This is a genomic window from Ferriphaselus amnicola, from assembly GCF_000974685.2.
In the GTDB taxonomy this organism is placed as follows: Bacteria; Pseudomonadota; Gammaproteobacteria; order Burkholderiales; family Gallionellaceae; genus Ferriphaselus; species Ferriphaselus amnicola.
On record NZ_AP018738.1, the window covers coordinates 2650601 to 2674927 of the forward strand.

A 24327-nucleotide genomic window follows, 5' to 3' on the forward strand; every position below is an offset into this window, starting at 1 on the left:
CGATTTAGGCTGAATCCTTGAGTGCTAGAGCGCGCTGATACAACTCGTTGCGTCCCAATCCAGTGATGCGGGTGGCAAGCTGAACCGCCTGCTTGAGCGGCAGCTCTTCGAGTAACAAACTCAGTGTGCGCTCGGCTTCAGCACTCAAGCCTTCAGGTTGTGGCGTTGCGCCAGACACAAGCAGCACGAATTCGCCGCGCTGCTTGTTAGGGTCGCTGTTCAGCCAATCCAGCGCGTCGGCGAGTTTGCAACGATGGATGCTCTCGAACAGCTTGGTGATCTCGCGCGCCAATACCAGTTCGCGCTCGCCGCCAAATACAGCGTGCAGATCAGCGACGCATTCGAGGATGCGATGTGGCGCTTCATAAAACACCAGAGAATAGGGATGCTCAATCAACGCTTGCAGCGCCGAGCTACGCGCCGACGATTTGTTGGGCAGGAAGCCGTAGAACAGGAAATGTGGATTAGCTAAGCCGGACGCTGACAGCGCGGCAACAGCTGCACTCGCCCCGGGAATAGGAATGACACGAAAACCTGCCGCGCGCACGGCATCCACCAGCAATGCGCCGGGGTCGCTCACGGCGGGCGTTCCCGCATCCGTCACCAAGGCGACGCTTAGACCTTGCGCCAATTGCGCGATGATCTTCTCCGCCGCGCCCCGTTCGTTATGTTGGTGCAGCGCCAGTAAGCGTACATCGCTGATGCCGTGGGCATTGAGTAGATGGCGGGTATTGCGGGTGTCTTCAGCAGCAATGGTGTCAGCGGCACCCAATGTGTCGAGCGCGCGCAAGCTGATGTCGCGCAGGTTCCCGATGGGGGTGGCGACGACATACAATGCGGCTTCGAGTTTAAGGGGGGCAGAGGTATGCACAGGCCGAGGATTCCAGAGATGATTTGCCGCGTACTATACGTGAGCACCTGCACCTGCGCCACTTCGCCGGAAAGTCAGCGATGAGCAACCGTGGCACGCAGGCCGAACAACTCGCTGCCGAGTTTCTAGTCAGGCAAGGCCTGAAGCTAACGGTTCGCAACTACCGTTGCCGTTACGGGGAAATCGATTTGATCCTGCAAGACGGCGATACGCTGGTGTTCACCGAAGTAAGGCTCCGCTCACGCAGCGATTTCGGCGGTGCGGCCGCCAGCATCGACAGCCACAAGCAACGTAAACTTATCCTCGCCGCTCAGCATTATCTGACGCAACTACCGCGCACGCCGCCCTGCCGCTTCGATGCCGTACTTTTGCAGAACACTGGCGAGTCGCTTGAATGGATTAAGAATGCTTTCAGTGCATGGTAAGATGCGCAGCTATCATCGCCTTCGATATTCGCTATGAGCCTGACCAAACGCATCAACAAACACTTTCAGGAAAGCGCACAACTGAAGCTGTCTTTGCGCGAAGAACTTTCCCTCCCGATAGAAGCTGCGGCACAAGCCATGCTTGACTGCTTGACCAATGACGGCAAGATACTCGCTTGCGGCAACGGTGGCTCAGCAGCCGATGCCCAGCATTTTGCCGCCGAACTCATCAACCGCTTCGAGATCGAGCGCCCCAGCTTGGCCGCTATCGCGCTAACCACTGACAGCTCGGTGCTGACCTCCATCGCCAACGACTACGATTTCAGCCAAATCTTTTCCAAGCAGGTACGCGGCTTGGGCATGCACGGTGATGTCTTGTTGGCCATTTCCACCAGCGGCAATTCCGGTAATGTGGTCGAGGCCATCCATGCTGCGCATGAGCGCGAGATGATCGTGGTAGCACTGACCGGGCGCGACGGCGGTGGCATGGGCAAGGTGCTGGAGCCGGGTGACATTCACATTTGCGTCAACGCCAATAGCACGGCGCGCATCCAAGAGATCCACCTATTAGCGTTGCACTGCCTGTGCGACGGAATCGACTACTTACTGTTAGGAGACGAATAATGCGATCGATGAAAATTTCCCTGTTGGCTCTTGCCTTGGTCGGCGCCCTGCAAGGCTGCGTTGCCCCTGTGATCGTCGGTGCTGGCGCATTGATGGTGGCGGATCGCCGCACCTCCGGCGCTTATGTTGAGGACGAGGCTATCGAGAACAAAGCGTTGAACGAGATCCTGACCAAATACAAAAAGAACCAAAACATCCACGTCAATGTCACCAGCTACAACCGCCACGTGCTGATCACGGGGGAAGTGCCGGACGAGGCGATCAAAGCCGATATTGGCCGCATCGTGGCTAACCAGCAGAACGTGAAGGGCTCGACCAATGAGTTGACCATCTCCGGGCTAAGCAGCTTGACTTCACGTAGCAGTGATGCGCTCGTGACTTCAAATGTGAAGGCTCGCTTCGTCGGCAGCCAAGCTTTCCATACCAACCATGTGAAAGTGATCACCGAGAACGGCACCGTGTTCCTGATGGGCTTGGTCTGTCAGCCTGAGGCCGATGCCGCCACCGAGATCGCCAGCACCACCGGCGGTGCGCAGCGCGTAGTCAAAGTATTCGAATACATCGAGTGCCCGCTGCCTCCAGCCAAACACTGATGAGCCTGTCGTACTCCGCACCCGTATTCGAACAAAAGCTGTGCGCGCCCGCTGATTTTGCGGCGCGGGCGGCGCAGTTGCCGCATCCCGTTGTCTTCACCAATGGCTGTTTCGACGTGCTACATCTCGGCCACGTCACCTATCTGGCGCAAGCTCGCGCACTAGGTGCATCGCTCATCGTTGGGGTCAATAGTGATGCCTCGGTCAAGCGTCAAGGTAAAGGTGACGACCGACCGGTCAACCACGAGGACGACCGTCTCGCCGTGCTGGCTGCGCTGGAGTCGGTCAGCCTGGTGGTGGTATTCGACGAAGATACGCCGCTCAATCTCATTCTCGCCTGTCAGCCGAACGTGTTGGTCAAGGGCGGCGACTGGACGCCGGAAAACATCGTCGGCGCACCAGAAGTGCTAGCACGCGGCGGCAGTGTCCACAGCATCCCGTTCGAACACCAGCGCTCCACCACCGCGCTGCTGAAGAAGATCCGCGCACATGGCTGAGTTCCACGCCCTCGTCCCCGCCGCCGGTTCCGGATCGCGCATGGGCAGCGAATTGCCCAAGCAATACTTGCCGTTGGCTGGACACCCGCTGATCTACCACGCGCTGGCAACCCTATGCGCCTGTCCGCAATTGACCACCGTGTTCGTGGTGCTGTCGCCGCAGGACGAATGGTTCAAAGGCTACGACTGGTCGTGCTTGGGTGATAAGTTGCAGCTACTGTATTGCGGCGGTGCGACCCGCGCCGAAAGCGTACTCAACGGCCTCCTGATGTCGGAACTGGAGCCGGACGATTGGGTGCTGGTACATGACGCCGCCCGGCCTTGCCTGACCCAGGCGCATCTGGAAAAACTGATAACCGAGCTGCGCGACGACCCGGTCGGCGGCATCCTCGCTGCGCCGGTGGCCGACACCCTCAAGCGCGCCGGTGAGAGCAACCGCATCGCCCGCACCGAAGACCGCAACGGCCTGTGGGGTGCGCAGACGCCGCAGATGTTCCGCGCCGGACTGCTGGCGCAGGCGCTCAATAGCGCAATCGAGGTCACCGACGAAGCCTCCGCCATCGAAGCGCTGGGCTTGTCGCCCAAATTGGTCGCCAGCGACTCGACCAATTTTAAAGTGACTTACCCGCAGGATTTGCGGTTGGCGGAATTACTTTTGAACGGGTAGGGTGTGCTTGCGCACCAGAACCATACAGGTGCGTAAACGCGCCAACCGGAGTTAAGGAAAACATGCGTATCGGCCAAGGTTTTGACGTTCACCAACTGGTAACAGGGCGCAAGCTCATCATCGGCGGGGTGGACATCCCCTACGAAAAAGGCCTGCTCGGCCATTCTGATGCGGACGTGTTGCTGCACGCCATCTGCGACGCGCTATTGGGCGCGGCCGCGCTGGGCGACATCGGACGACATTTCGCCGACACCGACGCGCAATTCAAAGACATCGACAGCCGCATCTTGCTACGCGACGTGGCGCGCAAGATCGAAGCGCAAGGCTTCCGCATCGGCAATGTGGATGCCACCATCATCGCCCAAGCCCCCAAAATGGCCCCGCATATTCCCACGATGACCGCCAACATCGCCGCCGATCTGGGCGTAGCGATGAAAGCGGTGAACGTGAAAGCCACCACCACCGAAAAACTGGGCTACACCGGACGCGGCGAAGGCATCGCGGCGCAGGCGGTAGCGTTGTTGCTGGTGGCGTAATGCGCCTGCTCGCCCTCGAAACCTCCACCGAATATTGCTCCGTCGCCCTGTGGCAGGACGGTGCGCTGACATCGCGCTGTGAGCTGGTGGGGCAGAAGCACTCCGAGTTGCTGATGCCCATGCTGGATGGCGTGCTGCGCGAGGCGGACGTAAAGCTGGGCGAGCTGGACGGCATCGCCTTCGGCTCCGGCCCCGGCTCATTCACCGGCGTGCGTATCGCTTGCGGGGTAACACAAGGACTGGCGCTAGGAGCGAATCTGCCCGTGGTGAGCATCTGCACTTTGCTAGCATTGGCCGAGGCCAGCGGCAAGGACAAGGTGATCGCAGCGCTCGATGCGCGGATGGGCGAGATCTACCACGCGGCTTACGAACAGCGCGACGGCGGCTGGATGACGGTGATTGAGCCAAATCTTTGTAAGGCAGAAGTCGCGCCGTTGTTGGTTGGTTCCGACTGGTTCGGCGTGGGCAGCGGCTTTGCCGCGCACAGTGAGGCACTAACCAACCGCTATGCCGGACAGCTGGCAAGCAGCGATGGCACCGCCATTCCACAAGCCGCCGCCATCGCCCGTCTGGCTGCGCCTTTATTCGCCACCGGTGCTGGAATGGATGCTGCGTTGGCCGCGCCCTTTTACCTGCGTGACAAAGTGGCGCTGACCACGCAGGAGCGCCTAGATCGCGGAGCAGCGGCGTGATCCGAGCCATGACGCTAGCGGATGTGGATGCGGTGTTGGCCATCGAGCAAGCCGTGCACGCCCATCCGTGGACACGCGGCAATTTCGCGGATGCTCTAGCATCCGGTTACTCAGGCTGGGTGGACGAACTTGACGGAGTGCTGCGCGGCTATGCCGTGCTGATGCTGGGCGTGGGCGAAGCGGAATTACTGACCATAGGCGTGGCGACAAGCAGCCAACGCCTAGGCTTGGCGACCCATTTGATGCAATGGCTGGAGTCGCAAGCTCAGTCGTACAACTTTGAACGGCTGTGCTTGGAAGTGCGTCCATCCAACACCGCTGGGCTGGCGCTGTACTGCAAGACTGGATTCATCGAGATCGGCCGACGCCGAGGTTACTATCCGGCAGCGAACGGGCGCGAAGACGCGATTCTGATGGAGAAACGGCTGTGAGCCACGACAACGCGCTGTTGCGCGAATTGAACCTTTATCCCCTGTGGGTACGCCGCGATGCGGAGGCAGTAACGTCCTCCGTCGCCGTCGCACCGCAACAGCCTACACCGCCGGAATCCGAGATGAAACGGCTCACCGCCCCAGTTTCAACCGCCAATCAGCCTTCGCCTTATGCCAATCTGGGCTGGGAAGAATTGAAGGAAAAAGTAAAAGACTGCACCGACTGCAAGCTACGCCCGACCTGCACCCAGACCGTGTTCGGCGTCGGCGACGAGCAAGCCGACTGGATGATCGTGGGCGAAGGCCCCGGCGCGGACGAGGACATCAAAGGCGAGCCCTTCGTCGGCCAAGCAGGAAAGCTGCTCGACAACATGCTGGCCGCCATCAAACTCAAACGCAGCAATAACGTCTATATCGGCAACATCGTGAAATGCCGCCCCCCCGCCAACCGCACACCGGAAGCCGACGAGGTTACGCAATGTCTGCCTTATTTGCGGCGCCAGATCGAGTTGATACAGCCCAAGCTCATCGTCGCGCTGGGTAAAACTGCCGCCACATCTCTGCTTGGGCGCGACGCGGCACTAGGCTCCTTGCGCGGTCAATTACATGAGTTCAACGGAGTCCCTCTCATCATCACATATCACCCCGCCTATCTGCTGCGCTCGCCTACCGAAAAGGCCAAAGCTTGGCAAGACCTGTGCCTAGCCGTAGCAACCATGGAAAAACTCATTCAGCCTTAGCTGACTTCTCATGCGAAATCATCGGGCGTTGTATGTGCCGCAATCAACTTATCGATCGCATGCCGCTTGCACTCTCGTGTAGCCATACGCACCAAACTATAACTACCGCCCGCACTGACAGCGCTTCGCGATTGTTTTTGATGGTTTTCGCCGGAACACTCCGGCTAACAGTAGCAAAAGGCCGTAGAAGGAAAATGGCAGTGCGTCGTAAAGATGCATTCCGCTCGTCACAGGTAGCCATCCCACCAGCACATGAGACAAAAGCTTAAGCACTTCGTACAGGGCAAACCTCACGATGACATTGAGCAAAAAAAGCTTGCGAATTTATTGCAGTGAAGACGAATGAATCTGCAAAGGGATGCAGGGATGCGGTGATTATTTTAGTAATGCAGATTTGTATCGAGGGGGAGCGTCCCAGAAGCGGTCAGCAGGATTGACACAAAGTCATTTGGCGCGTTAAATGACCCTGCCTACTAAATTCAGATTTGCCTTTGCGCCACTAGCCAGTGGTGTATTTGATAATTCGAATGGCAGTTAAATGAACATTTCTCCATTCAGCTTTCTTCGGCTTTATTTGCCAATTGTTTTGTTGGTATTAGTAGGCTCAGCCTTCTATAGCAATCAAGCGATTGAGTACGAGCTGACACAAATACGCAATCAAGAATCGGCATATATCAAGCTAGGCGCAGGTGCGCTGTCTAACAAGATTGGATTTGTTAGTCATGACTTGATGTTTCTATCTAGGCACACCGCCCTGCGCGCTGCGATAGAGCAGCCTACTCAAAAGAATCTCGCGCATTTAGCTGAAGATTTCTCGATATTTTCTGCAAGCCTAGGGCATTACGATCAGATACGTTGGATTGACCAGCACGGAATGGAGAAGGTGCGGGTCGATTATTTGCAAGGCAAAGCAGTGGTGATCCCGACCGAAAAGCTGCAAAACAAAGGTCAGCGCTATTACTTCTCCGACACCATCAAACTCAAACCAAACGAAGTATTCGTTTCGCCACTCGACCTCAATATCGAACAAAACAGCATCGAGGTACCTTACAAACCAATGCTGCGTATTGCCACCCCCGTTTCCGATCGGCAAGGAAACAAACGCGGCATTGTCATACTTAATTACTTTGGCAATGAATTGCTAACAGCATACTCAGATGCGACCGCCAGAATCGCCGATCACAGCATGATCATCAATGGAGAGGGCTATTGGCTTAAGAGCCCCAATCCGAACGACGAGTGGGGGTTCATGTTCAAACGGCCCGAACTCAGCATGAAAACACGTGCACCATTAGCGTGGGAGCATATCAGTAACGCCGAAACCGGCCAATTGGAGCTCGAAGATGGTTTGTGGACATGGGAGACGACATATCCGCTTAAGGTCACTGAAAAATCCAGCACTGGTGCTGTCGATGCGTTCACTCCAAGCAGCGGAGAAGTGGGGGCACGGCAATATGTATGGAAATCCGTTGCACATTTCCCTAAGAGTTCGTTGAACGCCATTCGGCATGGACTTTGGCTCAAGGTTGTATGGATTACAGGAGTTTTGTTGATTTTGTTCGCCTTAGTCATCTGGCAATTAGTGCGCTCTTGGAAAACTCTTGCCGCTGAAAAATTAAAATTCAGTACGGTCGCAGATTTCGCCTATGACTGGGAAACCTGGCTTGACTCAAATGGGCGCTATCTCTACTGCTCGCCCTCCTGCGAGCGCATCACGGGGCGGCCAGCAGAAGCGTTCATGGCTGACCCGAATCTCTTGCTTAACATCTGCCATCCAGATGACCAGGCTCGACTGAAATCCCACTTGCAGCTTCATCAAGCATCGGATCCGCCTTGCGAGTTTGATTTCCGCATCGTCCTACCCGATGGAAAAGTCCGATGGTTGGAGCATGCCTGTCAATCAGTGTTTGGCCAAGCGGGGGAGTTCCTCGGTCGTAGAGCATCAAATCGTGATATCAGTGAGCGCCAGCTTTCAGAGGAAAAGGTTCGTTACAGCGAACAGCGCTTCCAAGATGTGAGTAATGCTGCTGGGGAATATCTGTGGGAAATCGATACCAAAATGAGGTACACCTATGTGTCTAACCGTTCTACAAACGTGAAGGGATACTCGCCAGAAGAGTTGCTTGGACATACGCCGATGGAATTTATGCACCCCGATGATATTGCTGGTGTGGGTGAAATCGTCAATCGGGCGATCGCGGACAAAGCGCCATTCAATTTGCAGCACCGCGACATTACAAAATCGGGCGCGATCGTTTGGGAGGAAGTCAATGGAACTCCCATCCACGACAGTCAAGGTAATGTAATTGGGTTACGCGGAGCTGGGCTAAACATCACCGAGCGAAAACTATCTGAGTTGGCTCTACAAGAATCACATCAGAAAATGCATTCGTTGCTCAACTCGATGGCTGAGGGGGCATATGGTGTCGATATGAATGGTAACTGCACGTTTGTGAATCGATCATTTTTACGCATTCTAGGATATGGACATGCTGATGAAATTATCGGCAAGCATGTACATGAACTCATTCATCACTCACACCCTGATGGCACCGTCTACCCAGCTTCGGAGTGCAAAATGTACAACGCGTTTCTACACGGTCAGGAAATCCACGTCTCAGATGAGGTGTTCTGGAATAAGAATGGCATTGCTATTCCCGTAGAGTACAGGTCACAACCAATCATAAGTAACGGCATAATGCTAGGGGCAGTTGCAACATTCGTTGACATAACTAATCGCAAGTTGGCTGAAGACCAAATACGTAATCTTGCCTTTTATGATGCATTGACGCTCCTCCCAAATCGTCGCTTGTTATACGATCGATTGACTCATGCAATGGCGGCCAGTAAGCGCAGTGGACATTATTGCGCTCTGATGTTCTTGGATTTGGATAATTTCAAGCCGCTTAATGATACGTATGGACATGTTGTTGGCGACTCGCTATTGGTGGAAGTAGCACACCGAATAAACGGTTGTGTGCGTGAAATAGATACCGTTGCGCGATTCGGTGGTGATGAGTTTGTGGTAATGATCAATGAACTGGATGTGAATAAATCCGAATCCGCAGTACATGCTGGCATCATTGCGGAAAATATTCGCCTTGCTCTAGCAAAGCCGTATCTGCTGAAAAACAAGCGATTGGGCAATGCGGAAAGCCTAGTGGTGCACCAATGCACTTCGAGTGTAGGTGTAGTGTTGTTTATTGGTCATGAGCAACATCCGGACGACATCTTGAAGGGGGCAGACAACGCAATGTATAAGGCAAAGGAATTGGGGCGCAATCAGATTTACTTCAGCGACACGAGTCATTGAGAAGCCCATTCATATCGAAAACTGCACAACTAACGCGAGCTATTTAGAGAGTAATGAATACCGCCCCGTCCACTTTGCGGAAGCTTTGGATCATAATTTTGAATGGTCAAACCTCGGACGATGCCTCACAACTAATGTCCAAACTACTCAAGATTATTTGCTTGGTACGTGTCCAGCCACACACAGGCATTACCGGACTGCAAAAGTCCGCCTCTGACACATGGCTTTGACGAAAGCTTCCCGGAGCAAGTCTTCCGTCGCATGAGGATCACTCATACGGCTGGATCAGATGCCGCGCAGTTCACTTTCATTCGCACGCCATGATTGAGGACACAGGAAAATTACTTGGCCATATCAACGTTCGGATTGGTACCACCCCTGACTCCGTTTCACGAGATACACCACACTCAACATCACCGGTACTTCGATTAGCACACCCACCACGGTAGCTAGGGCCGCACCCGACTCAAACCCGAACAAACTGATGGCAGCTGCGACCGCCAATTCGAAGAAGTTGGATGCGCCAATCAAGGCTGAAGGGCCTGCCACGCAATGTACTTCGCCTACCCGACGATTCAACCAGTAGGCCAATCCCGAGGTGAAGTAGACCTGGATGGTGATAGGCACGGCCAGCATCAGAATGATGAGCGGCTGCTCAACGATAGCTTTACCTTGAAATGCGAACAACAACACCAAGGTCAACAACAGCGCAGAGATTGAGATAGGGCCCAGTTTCTCTAAAGTGGTTTGAAGCTCTTGTTCGCCGCGCGACAACAACCATTTGCGCCATATTTGCGCAATGAACACAGGCAAAACGATGTAGAGCAACACAGACACCAGCAAGGTGTCCCACGGCACGATGATGGCAGACATGCCGAGCAACAAGGCTACCAATGGTGCGAAGGCGAACACCATGATGGCATCGTTGAGTGCCACCTGGCTCAAGGTGAACAAAGGCTCACCATTCACCAACCTGCTCCACACGAAGACCATCGCGGTGCACGGCGCTGCCGCAAGCAAGATCAATCCTGCGATGTAGCTATCGAGTTGTTCGGCAGGCAGATACGGTGCGAATAGATGGCGAATGAACAACCAGCCTAGCAGTGCCATCGAGAACGGTTTGACCGCCCAGTTGATGAACAAGGTGACACCGATACCGCGCCAGTGTTTCTTCACCTCATGCAACGCGCCGAAGTCGATACGCAACAACATGGGGATGATCATCACCCAGATCAACAAACCGACGGGGATGTTGACCTTGGCGACCTCCAAGGTGCCGAGCCAATGGAACGGCTCAGGGATGGCCTGCCCTAACACCACACCGACGATGATGCAGAGGAAGACCCAGAGGGTGAGGTAACGTTCAAAGATGCTCATGATTATTCCTAAGTTTGGTTCAGTCAGATTCAGCTAGTGCACGCAAAGCATCAATACCAACAGGCTCCTCAGCCTGCACAGGGACGACTGCGATGCGGCTCGCGTATTCCTGCTGGACTGATTCAAGCTGTTTCCATTCCTGTTCAGCTCTCAACGCCAACAGTCTAGAAGCAGGATGGGCTGCTGCAAGACTTTGGTTGACGATCCATGCCCACGGCTCGATGCCTGCACGGCGCAGATCCTCTTGCAGGTTCGCAGCCTCCAATACGGGCGTGGTTTCAGCCAGCGTCACGATGAGTATCCGCGTGTGTTCCTGATTTTGGAGTTGCATCATCGGTGTGGTGAAACGCGTGCTGTCTTTCATGTTGCGCGCGACTTCGCGGTGGTAGGCACCTGTCGCATCCAATAGCAACAAGGTATGTCCGGTGGGTGCGGTAAGGATTCAGACAATCCAGCGAAGCGTGCCAACTCTTTGCGAGTGGGATAACGTCCAGCCATCGCGATTTCTCCGTCGAGCAAAATCAACGGCAGTCCTTCCGCCCCGGAATGCTCCAAGAATCCTTTGACCACTGCGCTGTCGGCAAAGGCCATCGGTTGCTGCGCGAGGTTGAAGCGTTCAATCTGACCACCGGCATGTTTAAGCCAATCCACATCAGCGCTGAAATCCACCAATGCCTGATCCACTTCAGTTCCACACACACCGGTACTACAACAAAGTGCTGGATCGAATATTTGTAGCTTCTTCATGGCAGCCTCTATCAATCTTTAGTGCGACCGATTTCGCTCAAGTGGTCTTTCAAGGCCAGTTTGTCGAGTTTCTCGATAGGTAATGCCATGAACAAACCGATACGACGCGCCAACTGCTCCGCAGCTTTATTGAATGCCGCACGACGCGCCTCGTCGCCTTCGATATGTGCGGGATCTGGAATGCCCCAATGCGCAGTCATCGGAGCGCCGTACCACACAGGGCATACCTCGCCCGCTGCGTTATCGCAAACGGTGAATACGAAATCGAATTCAGGCGCTCCCGGAGCGGCGAACTCGTCCCAACTCTTGCTGCGCAGACCTTCGGTACTGTGACCATGTTCCTGCAACCACTCGATAGCACCAGGATTGACCTTGCCTGCAGGTTTGCTCCCAGCGCTGTACGCCTTGAATTTACCTTTGCCCAACACATTGAACAGCACTTCGCCCAACACACTGCGGGCGGAGTTACCTGTGCATAGAATCAGTACGTTGTATTGTTTATCACTCATTCCATTCTTCCTTTGAAGTTATCAACATTTCTTAAGGGGTGTCCTGCATACCGCATCGTTACCACCACAACAGTTCTCGGTCAGATAATCCACCATGCCATTCATCACCGTAAAATTTGCGGCGTAGTAGACGAAGCGGCCATCCTGCTTACTTTCCACCAGCCCAGCATGACTGAGCGTCTTGAAGTGGAACGACATATTGGCAGGCGACACTTTCAGCTTCTCCGCGATCTGCCCTGCCGCCAATCCTTCTGGCCCGCTTACCACCAGTAGTCGGTAAATTGCCAAACGCGTCGGCTGCGCTAGTGCCGCTAACGCTTTCACTACCTGTTCTGGTTCCATCATTTTAGATTTAAATTGTTAAACGATTATTTAAGTGTTATGGTATTTAATCACAAGGGATGCACTTGTTCAACAACAAATCAGTTTGTGTGGATACAAGCTGAAGACCGACCATCACCATCCCTCAACTGCCGTGGAATAACTGAATCTATGGCGCTTGATCAACAAATGCGAATGAATAACATGACACTAGACAAAACATATCAAGCACTGATCGCCGACCGAATCTACCTAGGAGGCGCAAAGGATGTACCTGCAATGGTCGAGAACGAAGGGGTTCAGATCGTGGTGGACTTGCGCGAGGAATCTCAAGGCTGTGAGTCGTCCGATCCATCGGTGACTTGGGTCAAAATCCCACTCGGCGACAATGCGACAGAGGCCGAAGATAAACTCTTTGCGCAGGCGATTCAAGCAGTCGTTTCGGCATATCACCAGAAAAAGAAAGTGGCATTCCACTGTGGTGGCGGTAAAGGGAGGACGGGCACTGTCGCAGTCGGCGTGCTACTTGAACTTGGCCTTTGCAAGTCCATAGAAGAGGCCGAAGCATTGGCTAAAAGTATCCGCCCAGTGATCAACGTTAAGCCTAATCAGCGCGCTTCCTTGGTGAAACTGCACCATGGTGTGTAGCAAGCGCCACACATCGGTGAACAACATGGGGAAGAGTGCGACCGTAATTGGCCCCCATTTTTTACATGTTCGAAGTTATTGATGCAGGACAATCGAAAGGGAATTTATTGCCTGCGGCAACAGGTGAGTATTAACCAAGCCTTTCTATCGATATGGTTTCTTGATGTTTTCTGGTGCTGATGAGGTGAATCGAACACCCGACCTACTGATTACGAATGCCAGCAAGGGAAATTAGTTTTTATATTTAATCAGTCACTTAAAGCGCTTGCCAGCATCCAATACCCACTCAGAGCCACCTCGGTTGTGCCATTTCCAACCCAGTCATGGCACAAAATAGTCACCGTCGGCTATCGACCCAAAGCGGACAGAGGCCTACTCCTTAACCTGAACAGACGCTTTAGCGACAAAGCCAGATGATGTCGGTGGATATCTGCGGTTTACTGTCTCGTTTATTATGCATTGAGCTACACTGCCTTCAGGAGTTACTGTGACCTGCTCTTGCCTCCCTTGGCTATCTATCACAATGAATGCAGTAATATTTCCAGAGAACTTTTTCGATATGCATGTTTGTAGGACCCTCCCATTATCAAAGAAGCTCGTTACAACATCCCTCTCGTAGGACTTTCCCTCGGGCGATGAAGAGTCATGGGCATTCCTAGTCAACAACCTCTCAATTCGGCTTGGCTCGTACAGCTTATAAAACATGGCAGTGTTATCTTCTTGCCACTCAAATCGGTAGATTGGACGAATATCGTTTGAAGTCTCCAAATTTGTTGCCGGACGCAATGTGACCTTTCCTGATTCTGAGTCATCAAACAAAACTGGAATCCCAGGCACCACTCCAGCGCCCACATTCATTTTGGCAGTTTGAGGGAAGTCTGGGGCATGACCAGCAAATGCAAACGACAAACCTTTTGGCTTTGGTTCCTCTTGAATATCAACATTATCCGAAACGAATGTATAAGACAGTAGTATCGATCTGAATGCTTCAAGTGATCTGTCGAAGTCGGCTTTGTTCTTCGCGCTAAGTACTACGAAATTGATTGTCTTCTTTTCTTCAATGTAACCTGCCACTTCGTAATTGCCCCACTTATCGCCGGTGTAATAATAAACCTCTGCCTTTCTTCCATTTGGCAATTTAAGCGATTCTGAAAAGCTAGCTGAGATGTTCGGGCTTTCAGTTCTGAAGTCGTCAAGAGTTGCCGCCACTTGAGCTTTTACAGTTGAGACTTGTGGTGTTTTCGTTCTGGCTATCGTGTAAGCAAAAACACTGCTCTTTTGGAAAGATTCCCCCTCTGGATAGAAGACTTGGTGTAATCCCATAGAAACGCCACTCTTATTGTCTAAAATCCACCCTCTCGGGGCCGTCAGCGCAAAAGCATGATCTTTCCCATAAAGAATGCAGGTTCCACACCCTTCTTCTGAGTAAACCGGCTGAGCTACTGCCAAGAAAAACACAATGGTGGCAATGTTCCTTAGGTATTTCATATATCTTCCGACTGCGATTGCTGACCCCAGCGGACATTGAACCATATTGCCTTGATTGCGTACATAGGCCGAAGTATCTAGATACTCTATTCGGTGTCTCTGTGAAGAAAGGGGAACGCCCACTTCTGGCACGTAGGAGCCATACACTCGGATGTGCTTCAATTCCAAAGATCCCTCGGTGATAATACCCCTTGAGCTGATCTACACACAAAGGCGTACTGGCACATGAACAGGCTGTTCAAGGTTTTTACACGCAATTCAAAATCCAGCTCAGTGGACATTGTTGCTCAGCGATTTATACAGGCATTTGCCGATCACGGCATTCAGCCTGCGCAAATCTCGCGTTTCTTGCCACAAATCGGGCTAGATTCTCTCCGGTCGAATGCCGCGCTACTTTCAGTCTTAACCCCCGAAATCCTCGAACACACCGCCAAGCTCTTTGGCATTAGTCTCAAGTGGCTAGAGGGTGCAGATAGCAAAATCTACGAGTATCAGTATTGTTATAAGCAGCCCGAGATATTTATTGAGCAGCTTGCCGCTATCCAAGCTCGCATGTGGGATGACGATATTGGGATTCCCTTTCGAGTGCTCACCACGAGCAAGGCGCTGAGTAACGCCAGTGCTGCGTATCAGCCGTTGATTCCTGTCCTTGTCGAGAAAATCGCCAACGTGGGCGATGAGCCTATCTACCGTTACACGGTTTTCAATGATGGTTTCGATTGGAGTCATCCCCCTGCACGTATTCAGCTCAAGGCAATGGCAAGAATTGCTTTCACCCTTGGTACGACTGTCGTACCTTTGCTTGTGGTCAAACCCAATGTCCTAGAGCGTACTCTTGAGCGTGAATTAATTCCCCTTGATTATTTGCATCGTGGCTTAGTCTCCAATCCGTCATTGGAGGACTATGCTCTTTCGGAAGATCGCCTAATTGCCAAAGAAACTGAAGAGCTACCGCTAGTCATGGACTATATCGAGCAGCATGATCTAGTTCGATTGTTTGTGGAGGCAAAGCGTCGGCTTAGCACACTAGATTTGGAGGCCAAGGCTGTGCCTGAAGTGGGCGCGACTGTTCCAGCACCTCCGAAGATAGGAAAGCGAGAGCAAAACAAAAAACTCCTCTGGGAGCCAGTAGTAGCAACTGCTCAGGCGTTATGGGCTGAGCATGGCGATTCGCTGCATATTGCAGAGGCTATTCGTCGCATTAAGAGAATGCCACACCTTCCGGCGGCAAAACTTTCTGATAGTGCTATTCGTAAGCACATCGCCCCACACGCACCCGATGAAGTGAGTGGGAAATCAGGACGTAAACCAAATAAATCAACCTAAATATTCATCTCGGATGTTCCTAACCTAATGTAGTAGTTGAAAAAAGAATTGGGACGAATTTCTTGTCGTCTCAATTGCGACATTCCAATTTTATCCGCCGTTTCTGTGCAAGATTATTCGTGCTCCCTTAACTCAACAGGAGCACAGCATGAAACAAAAGACCCAAGGTTTTACCGGAGCCGCCGAGGCCGCGTTTCCAAAATTCGGCACGGATGGGCGCGCAAGCGACCGCCGTGACGGATTTAGGGAATGCGGGGAGGTGGCAAATACGCCCGTTCATACTTCGCAGGCCGTAGAAGGAGGCGCAGCCCCCAAGGGTACGCCGCCTAGTAACACAGTACCCGTTAATTACAACCCGCTAACCTTTCAGTCCCTGCGGTACGGGGTTGATAGTTTGTATCTGTCATATCCGGGCATCTTGTCCGAAGAGTGGGACGCGAAGCTGTCCGAGCTTAAAGAGCTGGCAAAGTCGGAAATTGAATCCGAACAGGCTTTGGCTCAAGTCGTCATCGGTGAACATATTTTCGAGGTCAAAGATCGTGGGCGCGGCAAGTTTGCCTATGTGCTGGCGGACAACTGCTACCACCTACAGGCCAGCAATAAAAACTCTAAGTCTATGCCGATGGCCTATGTCCAGATTTCGAGCGGCTACCTTGCCTCTGTCGGTGTGGAACAGGCGGAGAAATCGCTATCCTTCATCGTTAAAACGCTAGGCTTGGTTAAGGAGCCTGCCAACATCAGCCGTGTTGATCTGTTCGTGGATTTTGTCGCTGAGTTACGAATGGATTCATTCACCCCCTTGGAAGATTGGGTGACGCGCACTGAAAGTATAGATTTGCACTATCGCCACAACCAATTTTCCGGCTGGAGTTTCGGCATGGGCGGTGATGTGGGTGCGCGACTCTATAACAAGTGCTTGGAGGTCGAGCATAAGTCTCATGCCTACTATCTTCACGATCTGTGGCGCGAGGCCGGATGGGATGGTTCGTCTAAGGTCTGGCGCATGGAGTTTGAGGCCAAGCGCGAAGTTCTGAAGCAGCTCGGGATTTGCAAGCTGAATGACCTGCTGCAACTGAAGAACGCGCTCTGGGTTTATCTCACCGAGGATTGGCTGCGTCTGGCTGTGCCTAGTATCACCGACACGAATCAAACCCGCTGGCCTACGCATCCGCTATGGAGCCAGATTTCCTCGGTCTTTGTTATTGAGGCCGATCAGCCAAGAGTGGTGCGATTTAACCCCGCCAGAATGCCAGACGATCATCGCTTGTTTGTACACGGCATGGGAAGCCTTACCTCATTCATGGCAAGTCGCGGGATTACCGATGTATGGGAGGCCGCTGGCGAATATCTCGGCGAGGCTCTGGAATATCACAAGCGGAAGGGCGGTGATCTTTACCCCTATGTGGATGGGAAGGTGAAACTCAAAAACAGGAAATTCAATTCCACAAAAAACCAAGTCAACCTTGAGGGATCGGCGCATCGTTTGCAGGAAGAGGTCGAGGCGCTCAATTCTGCGAAGAGTGACAAAAATGGAGACGCTTAATCTTGAACAAGCTGCCCAATTTCTCAAGCTGTCGCCCGAAGAGTTGCGCCGCCGTGCCAAGGCTGGTCGAGTGCCTGCCGCCAAGGTCGGAAAGTGTTGGTGCTTCATCCAAGATGACCTTGCCGAATATGTGCGTTCGTTCTATTCTGCCCCTCGGCAAGCGTTGCGAGTGACGTTTGGAAAGGAGGCAACACCATGTCACTCAAAAAGCGCGGTAACACGTGGTACATCGACTTTGTCGCACCCTCCGGCGAGCGCGTTAGATGCTCTGCTGGCACTACCGACAAAATCCAAGCGCAGGAACTGCACGACAAGCTGAAAGCTGAATCATGGCGTGTCGATAAGTTGGGCGAAAAGCCTAGGCGAACTTGGGATGATGCGGCTTATAAATGGCTAACTGAAACCGACTATAAGAGAACACATAAACAAGATGTGTCTCAAGTTCGCTGGCTTCAGCAGCACTTTAGAGGTAAGTATCTCGATGAATTGACGCGAGACGTAATCGCCAAGGTGGGAGAGCTGAAAAAGCGCAAAACGAGTCCAGCAACGGCAAATCGTTTGCTCGCGCTGATTCGCGCAATCTTGCGCAGGGCGGCTTTAGATTGGGAGTGGATAGATAAGGCTCCGTTGATCCGGCTGTACCGTGAACCCAAGCGGCGAGTACGTTACTTGACCCCGCCTCAAGCACAGAAGCTGATTTCAGAGCTGCCGACTCACTTGGCAGATATGGTCAGCTTCTCGCTGGCAACGGGGTTGAGGCAAGCGAATGTAACAAAGTTGGAATGGTCGCAGGTTGATGTTGCGCGGCATGTGGCGTGGATTCACGGCGACCAAGCCAAAGCAGGTAAGCCGATTCATGTGACGCTCAATGAAACGGCCATGTCGGTGCTGACTAAACAAATTGGCAAACACTCCCGCTGGGTTTTTACTTTTAAGGGCAAGCCAATTCAGCAAGTCACCACTAAGGCTTGGTACAAATCATTGACGCGCGCAGGGATTGAGGATTTTCGCTGGCACGACTTACGGCACACTTGGGCAAGTTGGTTAGCTCAGAGTGGTGTGCCATTAAACGTGATTCAGGAAATGGGCGCATGGGAATCTGCGGAGATGGTGAGGCGGTATGCTCATCTTGCACCGGAACAGTTTTCCCAACATGCCAAGGTCGTAGATTTGATGCTTAATGGCACAAATCTGGCTTAGTAACACTAAGCAAAAGTTTATAAATCAACATAACCCTTTGTTTATTTGGTGCTGATGAGGTGAATCGAACACCCGACCTACTGATTACGAATCAGTTGCTCTACCGACTGAGCTACATCAGCGCACGGGCGCGGATTATAGGCGTTTAGGCGGGCGCGGGCAAAGTGTCGCTAGCGACGAGGGCGGTAGGGGTTGATGTCGATGGGCTGTTCAGCGCCGGTAATTTCGTTGATCAGGATTTCAGTACTAGCGGGAGACATGGTGACGCCGTAACGGAAGTGTCCGGTGTTGAGCCAGAGATTCGCGAGTTCTGGGTGGCGACCGATTACAGGAACGTTGCCGGGCGAGCCGGGGCGGAGTCCCGCCCAGTGCTGGATCAGCGGCATCTCGGCCAGCGCGGGAATTAGGCTCTGCGCACGACGCAATAAGTCTGCGTGAGCTTGCTCGGAGGTGCTTTTGTCGAAGCCGACATCTTCCAAGGTGCTGCCCACCAACAAATGACCATCGCGACGCGAAATCAGATACAAGCCATCTTGCAGGACGATATGGTGTAGCGGCGGCGCATCGAATTTATAGAGCAGCATCTGACCGCGTATCGGCTTGAGCTCCACGGGCAAAGCATGGCGACCCAATAATGATTGACTCCAAGCTCCAGCGGTCAGCACATAGCTGTCGGCGCGGAACTCGCCCGTCGAAGTCGAGAGTGATTGTACTTGCACGCCTTGCGTCACAAACTCCTGCACTTCGCACTTCTCTACGATCTTGCCACCCAGTTGCACAACGCGCTTCCGCATCGCACCCAAGATCCTAGGATTCCTGACTTGAGCGACTTCTGGCATAAGCAGGCACTCACCTCGCCATCCGGGAATCTCGTTTTTGACCATCACCCTGCGGATATTGACCCCGCGAAAATTGCACCACTGCACCGCCTCCGAGACATCCACGGGCGGTAGTATCAACATGCCTTTGACTTCGTATTCGGGATCGATGCCGGTTTCGGCGTAGAGCATGTCGGTGAGCTCACCGAATTGCGCCATGCCACGAAAGGCGAGGCTGGTCACTTCGTCGGGATAATCCCACGGACACAAGGGGGAAAGGATGCCACCGCCCGCCCAAGATGCTTCGCGGCCAACATCGCCGCGCTCCAGCACGGTGACGCTGGCACCTCGCTCCAACAATTGCTCTGCGGCAGCAAGGCCATTCACGCCTGCGCCGATGATGACAAAATCCATCTTTTCCATTCCCGTTGCTCAATAAAACGGCGGGACACGCCCGCCGTTCCTGCGTCCAAGACCGCAGTATAAAGGCTACGGGGTCAGTTCGCGCCAAGAAACGCGCCGTCCGGTAACTGAGCCACCGCCGCTGGCATTGACGTTCACCGGCGACTTGTTACCCGACGCATCGGTGACGATGGCTTTGATTGTTCCGTCAGGTAGCATCACTACGGTCGCACCCGCCGTCAACGAGGTGCTGATTTTTTGCGAGACTTGCTGATTGGTCACGGGTGCTGGCCATGCGCCACTGGCATAGTTGAACTGGTACAACCAGCTCTCACCTCCCACGGTGCAAGCGCTAGAGGTTGGGATGTTCGAGAACACCAGCAGTGTGCCGTTGACCAATATTGGATCGATATTCACCCGTTCGCCCGGCGAGGTGTTACTGGGATTCAGATCGATATACCAACCCTTCTTAGCCGCCCAATCGACAGCGTTATTGCTGCCGGTACGTGTCGTGGCGCTGGTCTGAGTCAAAGTCTGCTGAACCATATCGGCGCGGGAACGCAGGTTGCCCAGATTGACTCCCATATCACGGAAGGCGTAGATGGTCTGCTGCTGTGTATCGGTCAGATCGCTGGTGCCGATGAATCGACCGGTGCCAATGAATACCACTGGATTGCTATTCACCAAGCCGAGATCGGGACGCACAGTGACAGGTTGGCCGACCGCCACCGTATCGCGCAAAGCCGCAAGTTGCACCACGGTCGGTGTCGACGTAGTCAGATCAAAGCGCCACACATCGCCATTCAGATCGCCGCCATACACCCACTTGCCGGTATTGTCGCGACTCGCCTCATCCGCCCATACGCTAAATTTTGCCAAGCCGCTGGGCGAGCCAATCGTGCCCGTACCGGTATCCACTTTGTTCAGCACCGCTCCACTGAGCGCATCCAACACATACAAGATGCCGTGCCCCGTACCGGGGGAAACATTGTTATAGCCTGAACTGAGCACCACCACCCAGCGCCCGTCCGAGGCGCGCTTGGTGATGACGGGATTGCCGTAGCTGTAGCCCATATCGGTATCAGAAATGCCGCACAAGGTGCTATCGGAGCAAATCTCCCACAAGGCTTGTGGAGCAGCGGGGTTAGTGATATCCAGCGCGTAATATCCGCGCCCACCGCCGCCGAGTCCGCCGACCAAGATGGTTCTCCAGGCTGCATTGGCGGCATCGAACACGTCCATCACTTCGGGCGAGCCATCCACGAAATACTGGTGGCTACTGGCATAGTTCACCTCGGCCAGCTTGTGGAGATTGGGCATGACCATCTTAGGAACATACGCCCACATCTCGACACCGGTATCCGTATTGAACGCATGCAACATCCCATCGTTGGCAGCGACATAAACCACTCCCTGACGCGTCGCATTTGCTGTCTTGAACGAGTCATATGTCGGTGTGACGGCATCAGAGAAGCTGTTCTGCGGAACTTTAACGAACACGGGTTTGGCGTTGATCGCGTCACCCAGCACATGGTCACGGGTGCGGAACACCTGACTGGTGTTGGTCGCGCGCATGTCGAACTGATACTGACCACGCAGATATTCGACCAGATTCTGGCCATCGTTGCCGATGACGATCTCCGGCGCAGTCAGACTAGTCACCGTGCATTGCGACCAGACACTGCACTTGTTAGAGAAAAAGGCTTGTTCTGCCACCGACAAGCTGGCCCAGTCAAAACTCTTGAGGTGGCTGGCACCTCCGCTGCTGTAGGTGTAGATCGTGCGAGTATCGGCGGCCGCTTGGACTCGGCCATCCAGCAGTGTTTGTGCCGACCAAGCCGTGCCGGGGATGAATGCGCCGGTGGCTGCATCGATCTGCTCGGAAGTCACGTCGCCATCCCACTTGCCACTACGATAACTGGAGCCATAGACACGATTGTCGGTCTGAGTGATATTGGGCGTACTGGTCGCCGCCGCCGCTCCACCGCCAGCCCGCACCGAAACTCCAGCCAAGGCTCCAGCCAAACCATCCGACAGCGATTGCGGATCACGTGCGCTATAGAAATTGCCGCGACCGTTCACTGCTGCATGCCACAGGTCATCTAATGTGGAAGGGGCGTTGGCTGCCGGCACCGGCCAGTTGCAGATTCCGGCCACCCAGTCGCAAGCACCGCTGGTACCGGCTTTGATGTTCGCGAAATCACCAGTCCCCGCCGTCACATAATCCGGCTGATACACCATCAGACCACTGATCAAACCCAGAGTGAACGTGGTCATGTGTTGATGCGTAGCAAAGTCCAGCGTCGTGGATAGCACGTTGTTTTCCGTGACATCTGAACCAAGAGCGCCGGTCGCATTACCCAATGCCGAAGTTCGCAGATCGGTTTTGTAGTAATACATCGCCACATCGGCCAATGTATTGCCGCCACCAACGCCGCCGTCATACGTACCTGTGGCACGGCTGGAGTAGATCGGCGTAACTGTCTGGTTCACATTATCTTGATCACCAATCGCCGTGGTACCGTTGACCTGCACCGGCGTGGTGTTGTCATTCCAATAGCCGTCTGTGGTCAGAATGGTGAAATTCTGCTGACAAGAGTATTGCACCGGATCACCCGTCATGCCGCTGTTGAGGCCATCCTGCTTGCCGGCAAAGTGCCGACCCACGCGTGATAACGCGGTACGCAACGGCGTGCTGTTTCCCACCGATTGGGAATAGAACTTGGTGTACCAGTTGGCTTTCTGCGTGGTATCGAAGGTGTTGATCGCCAGATAGTTAGCCGCCTGCACCGGACTTCCTGGATTGATGGTAATAAATCCAACGCGAAAGCGATTATCAATCGGCAGGAACGCACGCCCAGCGGCCGTCTTCATCATATTCACGCGGGTCGAGTAGTAAGCGTACCAATTGGCAAAATTGGTCATCTCCTCGTTATAAGTACAGGTAGTGCGTGATGCACAATCGGCACGATAGGTGAACGGACCATAGCTGGCTGTGGCAGGCACGATGTCGGTGCGTTTGAAGGTGCCGTAACGCGGGTAACTGTAACTCATCGCCGAGTTGAACGTAGCTTGACACTTGTTGCCCCCACTCACCGGAACGGCCGCCGCTGCATTGGCTGCGCTGTTACACCAGCGTACCGGAGCCGGATAGGGATAGGCCGCCGTAGCAACGGTTGCCGCCGTGCAAGTATTCAGCGTGATGTCACTACAATGTTCGACCGGACTGATGACAAAGTAGAACGGCGTACCTTTTTTGGTCTTCTGGTTCTTGAACGTGGCATCAGGATAGCCTGTCGCCGAGGTGCCCGACGTAATCTGATAGTTGAACGGGTTGGTGGTGTCGATACCGTTACGCTTACATTTAGCTGGATTGCTCAGATCCGCCGTTGATGTACTAGAGGTGTTGCAATAGACGATCTCAGGAAAGCCGGTGATGAGATTGGTCGTACCCGTACTGGCTACGCCGAATCCATCCACCTTAACTGCCGTCCACGGCGATACTTGCGCAGCCATGCTGGTGCCATCGGCATTCACCGGTGGCGCATAGCTGATCTGCGGGTTGTAAAACACCCCGTTGAATTGCCCAGCATAGAACGGCGGCATTCCATTGGTGCAGGCCGTCTGCGGCTTACAGGTTTTGTTGTCGTTCACGTTGTCCGGCAGATAGTCCCAACCCATAGAGCCGGAGTCGTCAAGGACGAACATCAGATTGGGCTTCACTACCGAGGGCGAAGCAGTCGCTAGTGGGATGGTTGCCAAATCAGTCGTCGCAGCAAATGCCTGACCGAGCTGTATCGTCAGAAGCAAAAACACGCTACCCAATATCTTCATTTTTATCTCCTGACTAATCACCGATCAGCACCATGGTCTGCGTATAGCTGGTCGTATTGCGAGGTCCTTGTGAGCGCGCGGTGATGCGGTAGAACACGGCACTACTGGCAAAACAAGCCGAGCCACCGACCGCCTTACTACATCCGCTGCCACCACCACCGCCAGTCGCCGACGTCTGACAGGTATTGCCTGCTGTCGGCCCTGCTGCGGTACACATACGGTGAATCAAGTACGACACGGTCGCGACCGTGCCGCCATTAGCATCCGTCACGTTGACTGAAGGTGCTGCCGCCCAGTTTGCCGCGACGTTCCACCATTGCTGTTGCGCCACCGTAGCGCAGGTATTGGTCACCTCGCAGGCATTCAACGTGCTGGGCGAGTAGCCGAGAATATTGGTGACACCGCCCGGACAAAGTGCCGCCGTGGCTCCTACTGGGCAAGCCGAGCCATTGACCAGTCGCAGGATCTGCTTATCGGTATTGTTGCCAGTGACCGTCATCAGCGCATTGAAGCCGTCGTTCATCGCGCGGTCGCTGGCTTGAGTGGCCGCCTGTTTGAACGCAAGGTTGCCGGAAATCAACGTGCCGGTATCCACCGAGCGCATCATGCCGATGCCCGCCAGCGTCATCGCCACTAGCACGATCAGCGCGATCAGCAGCACCAAACCCTGTTGCCGTTGCGGCAAGTTGGGCGACTTTCCAGAGTGGAATCTGCTGTGTCGCATC

At 53.8% G+C, this 24327-nt stretch carries 25 protein-coding genes and 1 tRNA gene; 15 read left to right on the forward strand and 11 right to left on the reverse strand.

All coding sequences use genetic code 11. From position 1 onward, the window contains the following. Positions 1–4 precede the first annotated feature (4 nt). Complete coding sequence (gene rsmI / locus OYT1_RS13150) at positions 5–871, reverse strand: 16S rRNA (cytidine(1402)-2'-O)-methyltransferase (protein WP_062627335.1); 867 nt, start codon at positions 869–871, stop codon at positions 5–7. An 80-nt stretch (positions 872–951) separates the two neighbouring features. Here rsmI and OYT1_RS13155 point away from each other — a divergent pair, with 80 nt between their 5' ends. The 10 genes from OYT1_RS13155 to OYT1_RS13200 all read left to right on the forward strand — a co-directional run bounded on the left by OYT1_RS13155 (position 952) and on the right by OYT1_RS13200 (position 9389). After that, positions 952–1296 carry a YraN family protein gene (locus OYT1_RS13155; protein ID WP_062627334.1) on the forward strand — a complete coding sequence of 115 codons (345 nt, stop codon included), beginning with the start codon at positions 952–954 and terminating at the stop codon, positions 1294–1296. A 33-nt stretch (positions 1297–1329) separates the two neighbouring features. After that, entirely contained in the window at positions 1330–1920 is a 591-nt protein-coding gene (locus OYT1_RS13160) for a phosphoheptose isomerase (RefSeq protein WP_062627333.1), read from the forward strand. Then, positions 1920–2513: a BON domain-containing protein gene (locus OYT1_RS13165; protein WP_232013194.1), complete on the forward strand. Its 594-nt coding sequence runs from the start codon at positions 1920–1922 to the stop codon at positions 2511–2513. The genes OYT1_RS13160 and OYT1_RS13165 overlap by 1 nt, the downstream gene beginning before the upstream one ends. After that, positions 2513–3010 carry a D-glycero-beta-D-manno-heptose 1-phosphate adenylyltransferase gene (gene rfaE2 / locus OYT1_RS13170; protein WP_062627332.1) on the forward strand — a complete coding sequence of 166 codons (498 nt, stop codon included), beginning with the start codon at positions 2513–2515 and terminating at the stop codon, positions 3008–3010. The genes OYT1_RS13165 and rfaE2 overlap by 1 nt, the downstream gene beginning before the upstream one ends. Continuing rightward, complete coding sequence (ispD, locus tag OYT1_RS13175) at positions 3003–3677, forward strand: 2-C-methyl-D-erythritol 4-phosphate cytidylyltransferase (RefSeq protein WP_062627331.1); 675 nt, start codon at positions 3003–3005, stop codon at positions 3675–3677. The genes rfaE2 and ispD overlap by 8 nt, the downstream gene beginning before the upstream one ends. A gap of 62 nt (positions 3678–3739) precedes the next feature. After that, positions 3740–4213, forward strand: coding sequence for a 2-C-methyl-D-erythritol 2,4-cyclodiphosphate synthase (gene ispF, locus OYT1_RS13180; protein WP_062627330.1), 474 nt, complete (start codon positions 3740–3742; stop codon positions 4211–4213). Further along, the gene (gene tsaB, locus OYT1_RS13185) at positions 4213–4905 is read left to right on the forward strand and encodes a tRNA (adenosine(37)-N6)-threonylcarbamoyltransferase complex dimerization subunit type 1 TsaB (RefSeq protein ID WP_062627329.1); all 693 of its coding nucleotides are present in this window, start codon (positions 4213–4215) and stop codon (positions 4903–4905) included. The genes ispF and tsaB overlap by 1 nt, the downstream gene beginning before the upstream one ends. After that, positions 4902–5336, forward strand: coding sequence for a ribosomal protein S18-alanine N-acetyltransferase (gene rimI / locus OYT1_RS13190; RefSeq protein ID WP_232013195.1), 435 nt, complete (start codon positions 4902–4904; stop codon positions 5334–5336). The genes tsaB and rimI overlap by 4 nt, the downstream gene beginning before the upstream one ends. Next, positions 5333–6076, forward strand: coding sequence for a uracil-DNA glycosylase (locus OYT1_RS13195; protein ID WP_062627328.1), 744 nt, complete (start codon positions 5333–5335; stop codon positions 6074–6076). The genes rimI and OYT1_RS13195 overlap by 4 nt, the downstream gene beginning before the upstream one ends. A 538-nt stretch (positions 6077–6614) precedes the next feature. Further along, positions 6615–9389: a sensor domain-containing diguanylate cyclase gene (locus OYT1_RS13200; protein ID WP_062627327.1), complete on the forward strand. Its 2775-nt coding sequence runs from the start codon at positions 6615–6617 to the stop codon at positions 9387–9389. Positions 9390–9743: 354 nt separating this feature from the next. Here OYT1_RS13200 and arsB read toward each other — a convergent pair whose 3' ends face one another. Genes arsB through OYT1_RS13225 form a run of 5 tightly spaced genes read right to left on the reverse strand, consistent with a single transcriptional unit; the run spans position 9744 to position 12367 of the window. Continuing rightward, positions 9744–10766, reverse strand: a complete 1023-nt coding sequence (arsB, locus tag OYT1_RS13205; protein ID WP_062627326.1) for an ACR3 family arsenite efflux transporter — start codon at positions 10764–10766, stop codon at positions 9744–9746. A 19-nt stretch (positions 10767–10785) separates the two neighbouring features. Further along, a complete protein-coding gene (locus tag OYT1_RS13210) occupies positions 10786–11130 on the reverse strand; it encodes an ArsA-related P-loop ATPase (protein WP_062627325.1) in 345 nt (114 codons plus the stop codon). After that, a complete protein-coding gene (gene arsD / locus OYT1_RS13215) occupies positions 11127–11513 on the reverse strand; it encodes an arsenite efflux transporter metallochaperone ArsD (protein ID WP_084612047.1) in 387 nt (128 codons plus the stop codon). The genes OYT1_RS13210 and arsD overlap by 4 nt, the downstream gene beginning before the upstream one ends. Before the next feature lie 11 nt (positions 11514–11524). Then, positions 11525–12022 carry an arsenate reductase ArsC gene (locus OYT1_RS13220; protein WP_062627324.1) on the reverse strand — a complete coding sequence of 166 codons (498 nt, stop codon included), beginning with the start codon at positions 12020–12022 and terminating at the stop codon, positions 11525–11527. 21 nt (positions 12023–12043) lie between these two features. Beyond that, entirely contained in the window at positions 12044–12367 is a 324-nt protein-coding gene (locus tag OYT1_RS13225; RefSeq protein ID WP_456298212.1) for an ArsR/SmtB family transcription factor, read from the reverse strand. 180 nt (positions 12368–12547) lie between these two features. On the opposite strand from OYT1_RS13225, the gene OYT1_RS13230 reads away from it, so the two are divergent. Beyond that, positions 12548–12991 carry a protein-tyrosine phosphatase family protein gene (locus OYT1_RS13230; protein WP_062627366.1) on the forward strand — a complete coding sequence of 148 codons (444 nt, stop codon included), beginning with the start codon at positions 12548–12550 and terminating at the stop codon, positions 12989–12991. A 372-nt stretch (positions 12992–13363) separates the two neighbouring features. On the opposite strand, the gene OYT1_RS13235 is transcribed toward OYT1_RS13230, so the two are convergent. Beyond that, positions 13364–14479, reverse strand: coding sequence for a hypothetical protein (locus tag OYT1_RS13235; RefSeq protein WP_062627323.1), 1116 nt, complete (start codon positions 14477–14479; stop codon positions 13364–13366). A gap of 225 nt (positions 14480–14704) precedes the next feature. On the opposite strand from OYT1_RS13235, the gene OYT1_RS13240 reads away from it, so the two are divergent. From OYT1_RS13240 to OYT1_RS13255, 4 genes are all read left to right on the forward strand, one after another. After that, the gene (locus OYT1_RS13240) at positions 14705–15805 is read left to right on the forward strand and encodes a hypothetical protein (protein WP_062627322.1); all 1101 of its coding nucleotides are present in this window, start codon (positions 14705–14707) and stop codon (positions 15803–15805) included. Positions 15806–15953: 148 nt separating this feature from the next. After that, positions 15954–17348 (forward strand): hypothetical protein, encoded by a 1395-nt coding sequence (locus tag OYT1_RS13245; protein WP_062627321.1) that lies wholly within the window; start codon positions 15954–15956, stop codon positions 17346–17348. Continuing rightward, entirely contained in the window at positions 17335–17667 is a 333-nt protein-coding gene (locus tag OYT1_RS13920; RefSeq protein WP_084612046.1) for a helix-turn-helix domain-containing protein, read from the forward strand. The genes OYT1_RS13245 and OYT1_RS13920 overlap by 14 nt, the downstream gene beginning before the upstream one ends. Beyond that, positions 17577–18548 carry a tyrosine-type recombinase/integrase gene (locus OYT1_RS13255; RefSeq protein WP_269460719.1) on the forward strand — a complete coding sequence of 324 codons (972 nt, stop codon included), beginning with the start codon at positions 17577–17579 and terminating at the stop codon, positions 18546–18548. The genes OYT1_RS13920 and OYT1_RS13255 overlap by 91 nt, the downstream gene beginning before the upstream one ends. A 46-nt stretch (positions 18549–18594) precedes the next feature. Here the strand turns inward: OYT1_RS13255 and OYT1_RS13260 are convergent. The 4 genes from OYT1_RS13260 to OYT1_RS13275 all read right to left on the reverse strand — a co-directional run bounded on the left by OYT1_RS13260 (position 18595) and on the right by OYT1_RS13275 (position 24326). Next, positions 18595–18670 (reverse strand) — tRNA-Thr (locus OYT1_RS13260). A gap of 48 nt (positions 18671–18718) precedes the next feature. Further along, the gene (gene thiO, locus OYT1_RS13265; RefSeq protein ID WP_062627319.1) at positions 18719–19789 is read right to left on the reverse strand and encodes a glycine oxidase ThiO; all 1071 of its coding nucleotides are present in this window, start codon (positions 19787–19789) and stop codon (positions 18719–18721) included. Positions 19790–19855: 66 nt separating this feature from the next. Then, positions 19856–23602, reverse strand: coding sequence for a pilus assembly protein (locus OYT1_RS13270; RefSeq protein ID WP_062627318.1), 3747 nt, complete (start codon positions 23600–23602; stop codon positions 19856–19858). Between the two features lie 13 nt (positions 23603–23615). After that, entirely contained in the window at positions 23616–24326 is a 711-nt protein-coding gene (locus OYT1_RS13275; RefSeq protein WP_062627317.1) for a pilus assembly PilX family protein, read from the reverse strand. Position 24327 lies beyond the last annotated feature (1 nt).

Coding starts and splice junctions, on each gene's coding strand:
- OYT1_RS13155 (WP_062627334.1), top strand. CDS start 952: ATGAGCAACCGTGGCACGCAGGCCGAACAACTCGCTGCCGAGTTTCTA.
- arsD (WP_084612047.1), bottom strand. CDS start 11,513: ATGAAGAAGCTACAAATATTCGATCCAGCACTTTGTTGTAGTACCGGT.
- OYT1_RS13210 (WP_062627325.1), bottom strand. CDS start 11,130: ATGAAAGACAGCACGCGTTTCACCACACCGATGATGCAACTCCAAAAT.
- ispF (WP_062627330.1), top strand. CDS start 3,740: ATGCGTATCGGCCAAGGTTTTGACGTTCACCAACTGGTAACAGGGCGC.
- rfaE2 (WP_062627332.1), top strand. CDS start 2,513: ATGAGCCTGTCGTACTCCGCACCCGTATTCGAACAAAAGCTGTGCGCG.
- OYT1_RS13240 (WP_062627322.1), top strand. CDS start 14,705: ATGAACAGGCTGTTCAAGGTTTTTACACGCAATTCAAAATCCAGCTCA.
- OYT1_RS13230 (WP_062627366.1), top strand. CDS start 12,548: ATGACACTAGACAAAACATATCAAGCACTGATCGCCGACCGAATCTAC.
- OYT1_RS13220 (WP_062627324.1), bottom strand. CDS start 12,022: ATGAGTGATAAACAATACAACGTACTGATTCTATGCACAGGTAACTCC.
- OYT1_RS13235 (WP_062627323.1), bottom strand. CDS start 14,479: ATGAAATACCTAAGGAACATTGCCACCATTGTGTTTTTCTTGGCAGTA.
- OYT1_RS13245 (WP_062627321.1), top strand. CDS start 15,954: ATGAAACAAAAGACCCAAGGTTTTACCGGAGCCGCCGAGGCCGCGTTT.
- OYT1_RS13200 (WP_062627327.1), top strand. CDS start 6,615: ATGAACATTTCTCCATTCAGCTTTCTTCGGCTTTATTTGCCAATTGTT.
- thiO (WP_062627319.1), bottom strand. CDS start 19,789: ATGGAAAAGATGGATTTTGTCATCATCGGCGCAGGCGTGAATGGCCTT.
- OYT1_RS13160 (WP_062627333.1), top strand. CDS start 1,330: ATGAGCCTGACCAAACGCATCAACAAACACTTTCAGGAAAGCGCACAA.
- tsaB (WP_062627329.1), top strand. CDS start 4,213: ATGCGCCTGCTCGCCCTCGAAACCTCCACCGAATATTGCTCCGTCGCC.
- arsB (WP_062627326.1), bottom strand. CDS start 10,766: ATGAGCATCTTTGAACGTTACCTCACCCTCTGGGTCTTCCTCTGCATC.
- OYT1_RS13275 (WP_062627317.1), bottom strand. CDS start 24,326: ATGCGACACAGCAGATTCCACTCTGGAAAGTCGCCCAACTTGCCGCAA.
- OYT1_RS13225 (WP_456298212.1), bottom strand. CDS start 12,367: ATGATGGAACCAGAACAGGTAGTGAAAGCGTTAGCGGCACTAGCGCAG.
- OYT1_RS13920 (WP_084612046.1), top strand. CDS start 17,335: ATGGAGACGCTTAATCTTGAACAAGCTGCCCAATTTCTCAAGCTGTCG.
- OYT1_RS13165 (WP_232013194.1), top strand. CDS start 1,920: ATGCGATCGATGAAAATTTCCCTGTTGGCTCTTGCCTTGGTCGGCGCC.
- ispD (WP_062627331.1), top strand. CDS start 3,003: ATGGCTGAGTTCCACGCCCTCGTCCCCGCCGCCGGTTCCGGATCGCGC.
- OYT1_RS13270 (WP_062627318.1), bottom strand. CDS start 23,602: ATGAAGATATTGGGTAGCGTGTTTTTGCTTCTGACGATACAGCTCGGT.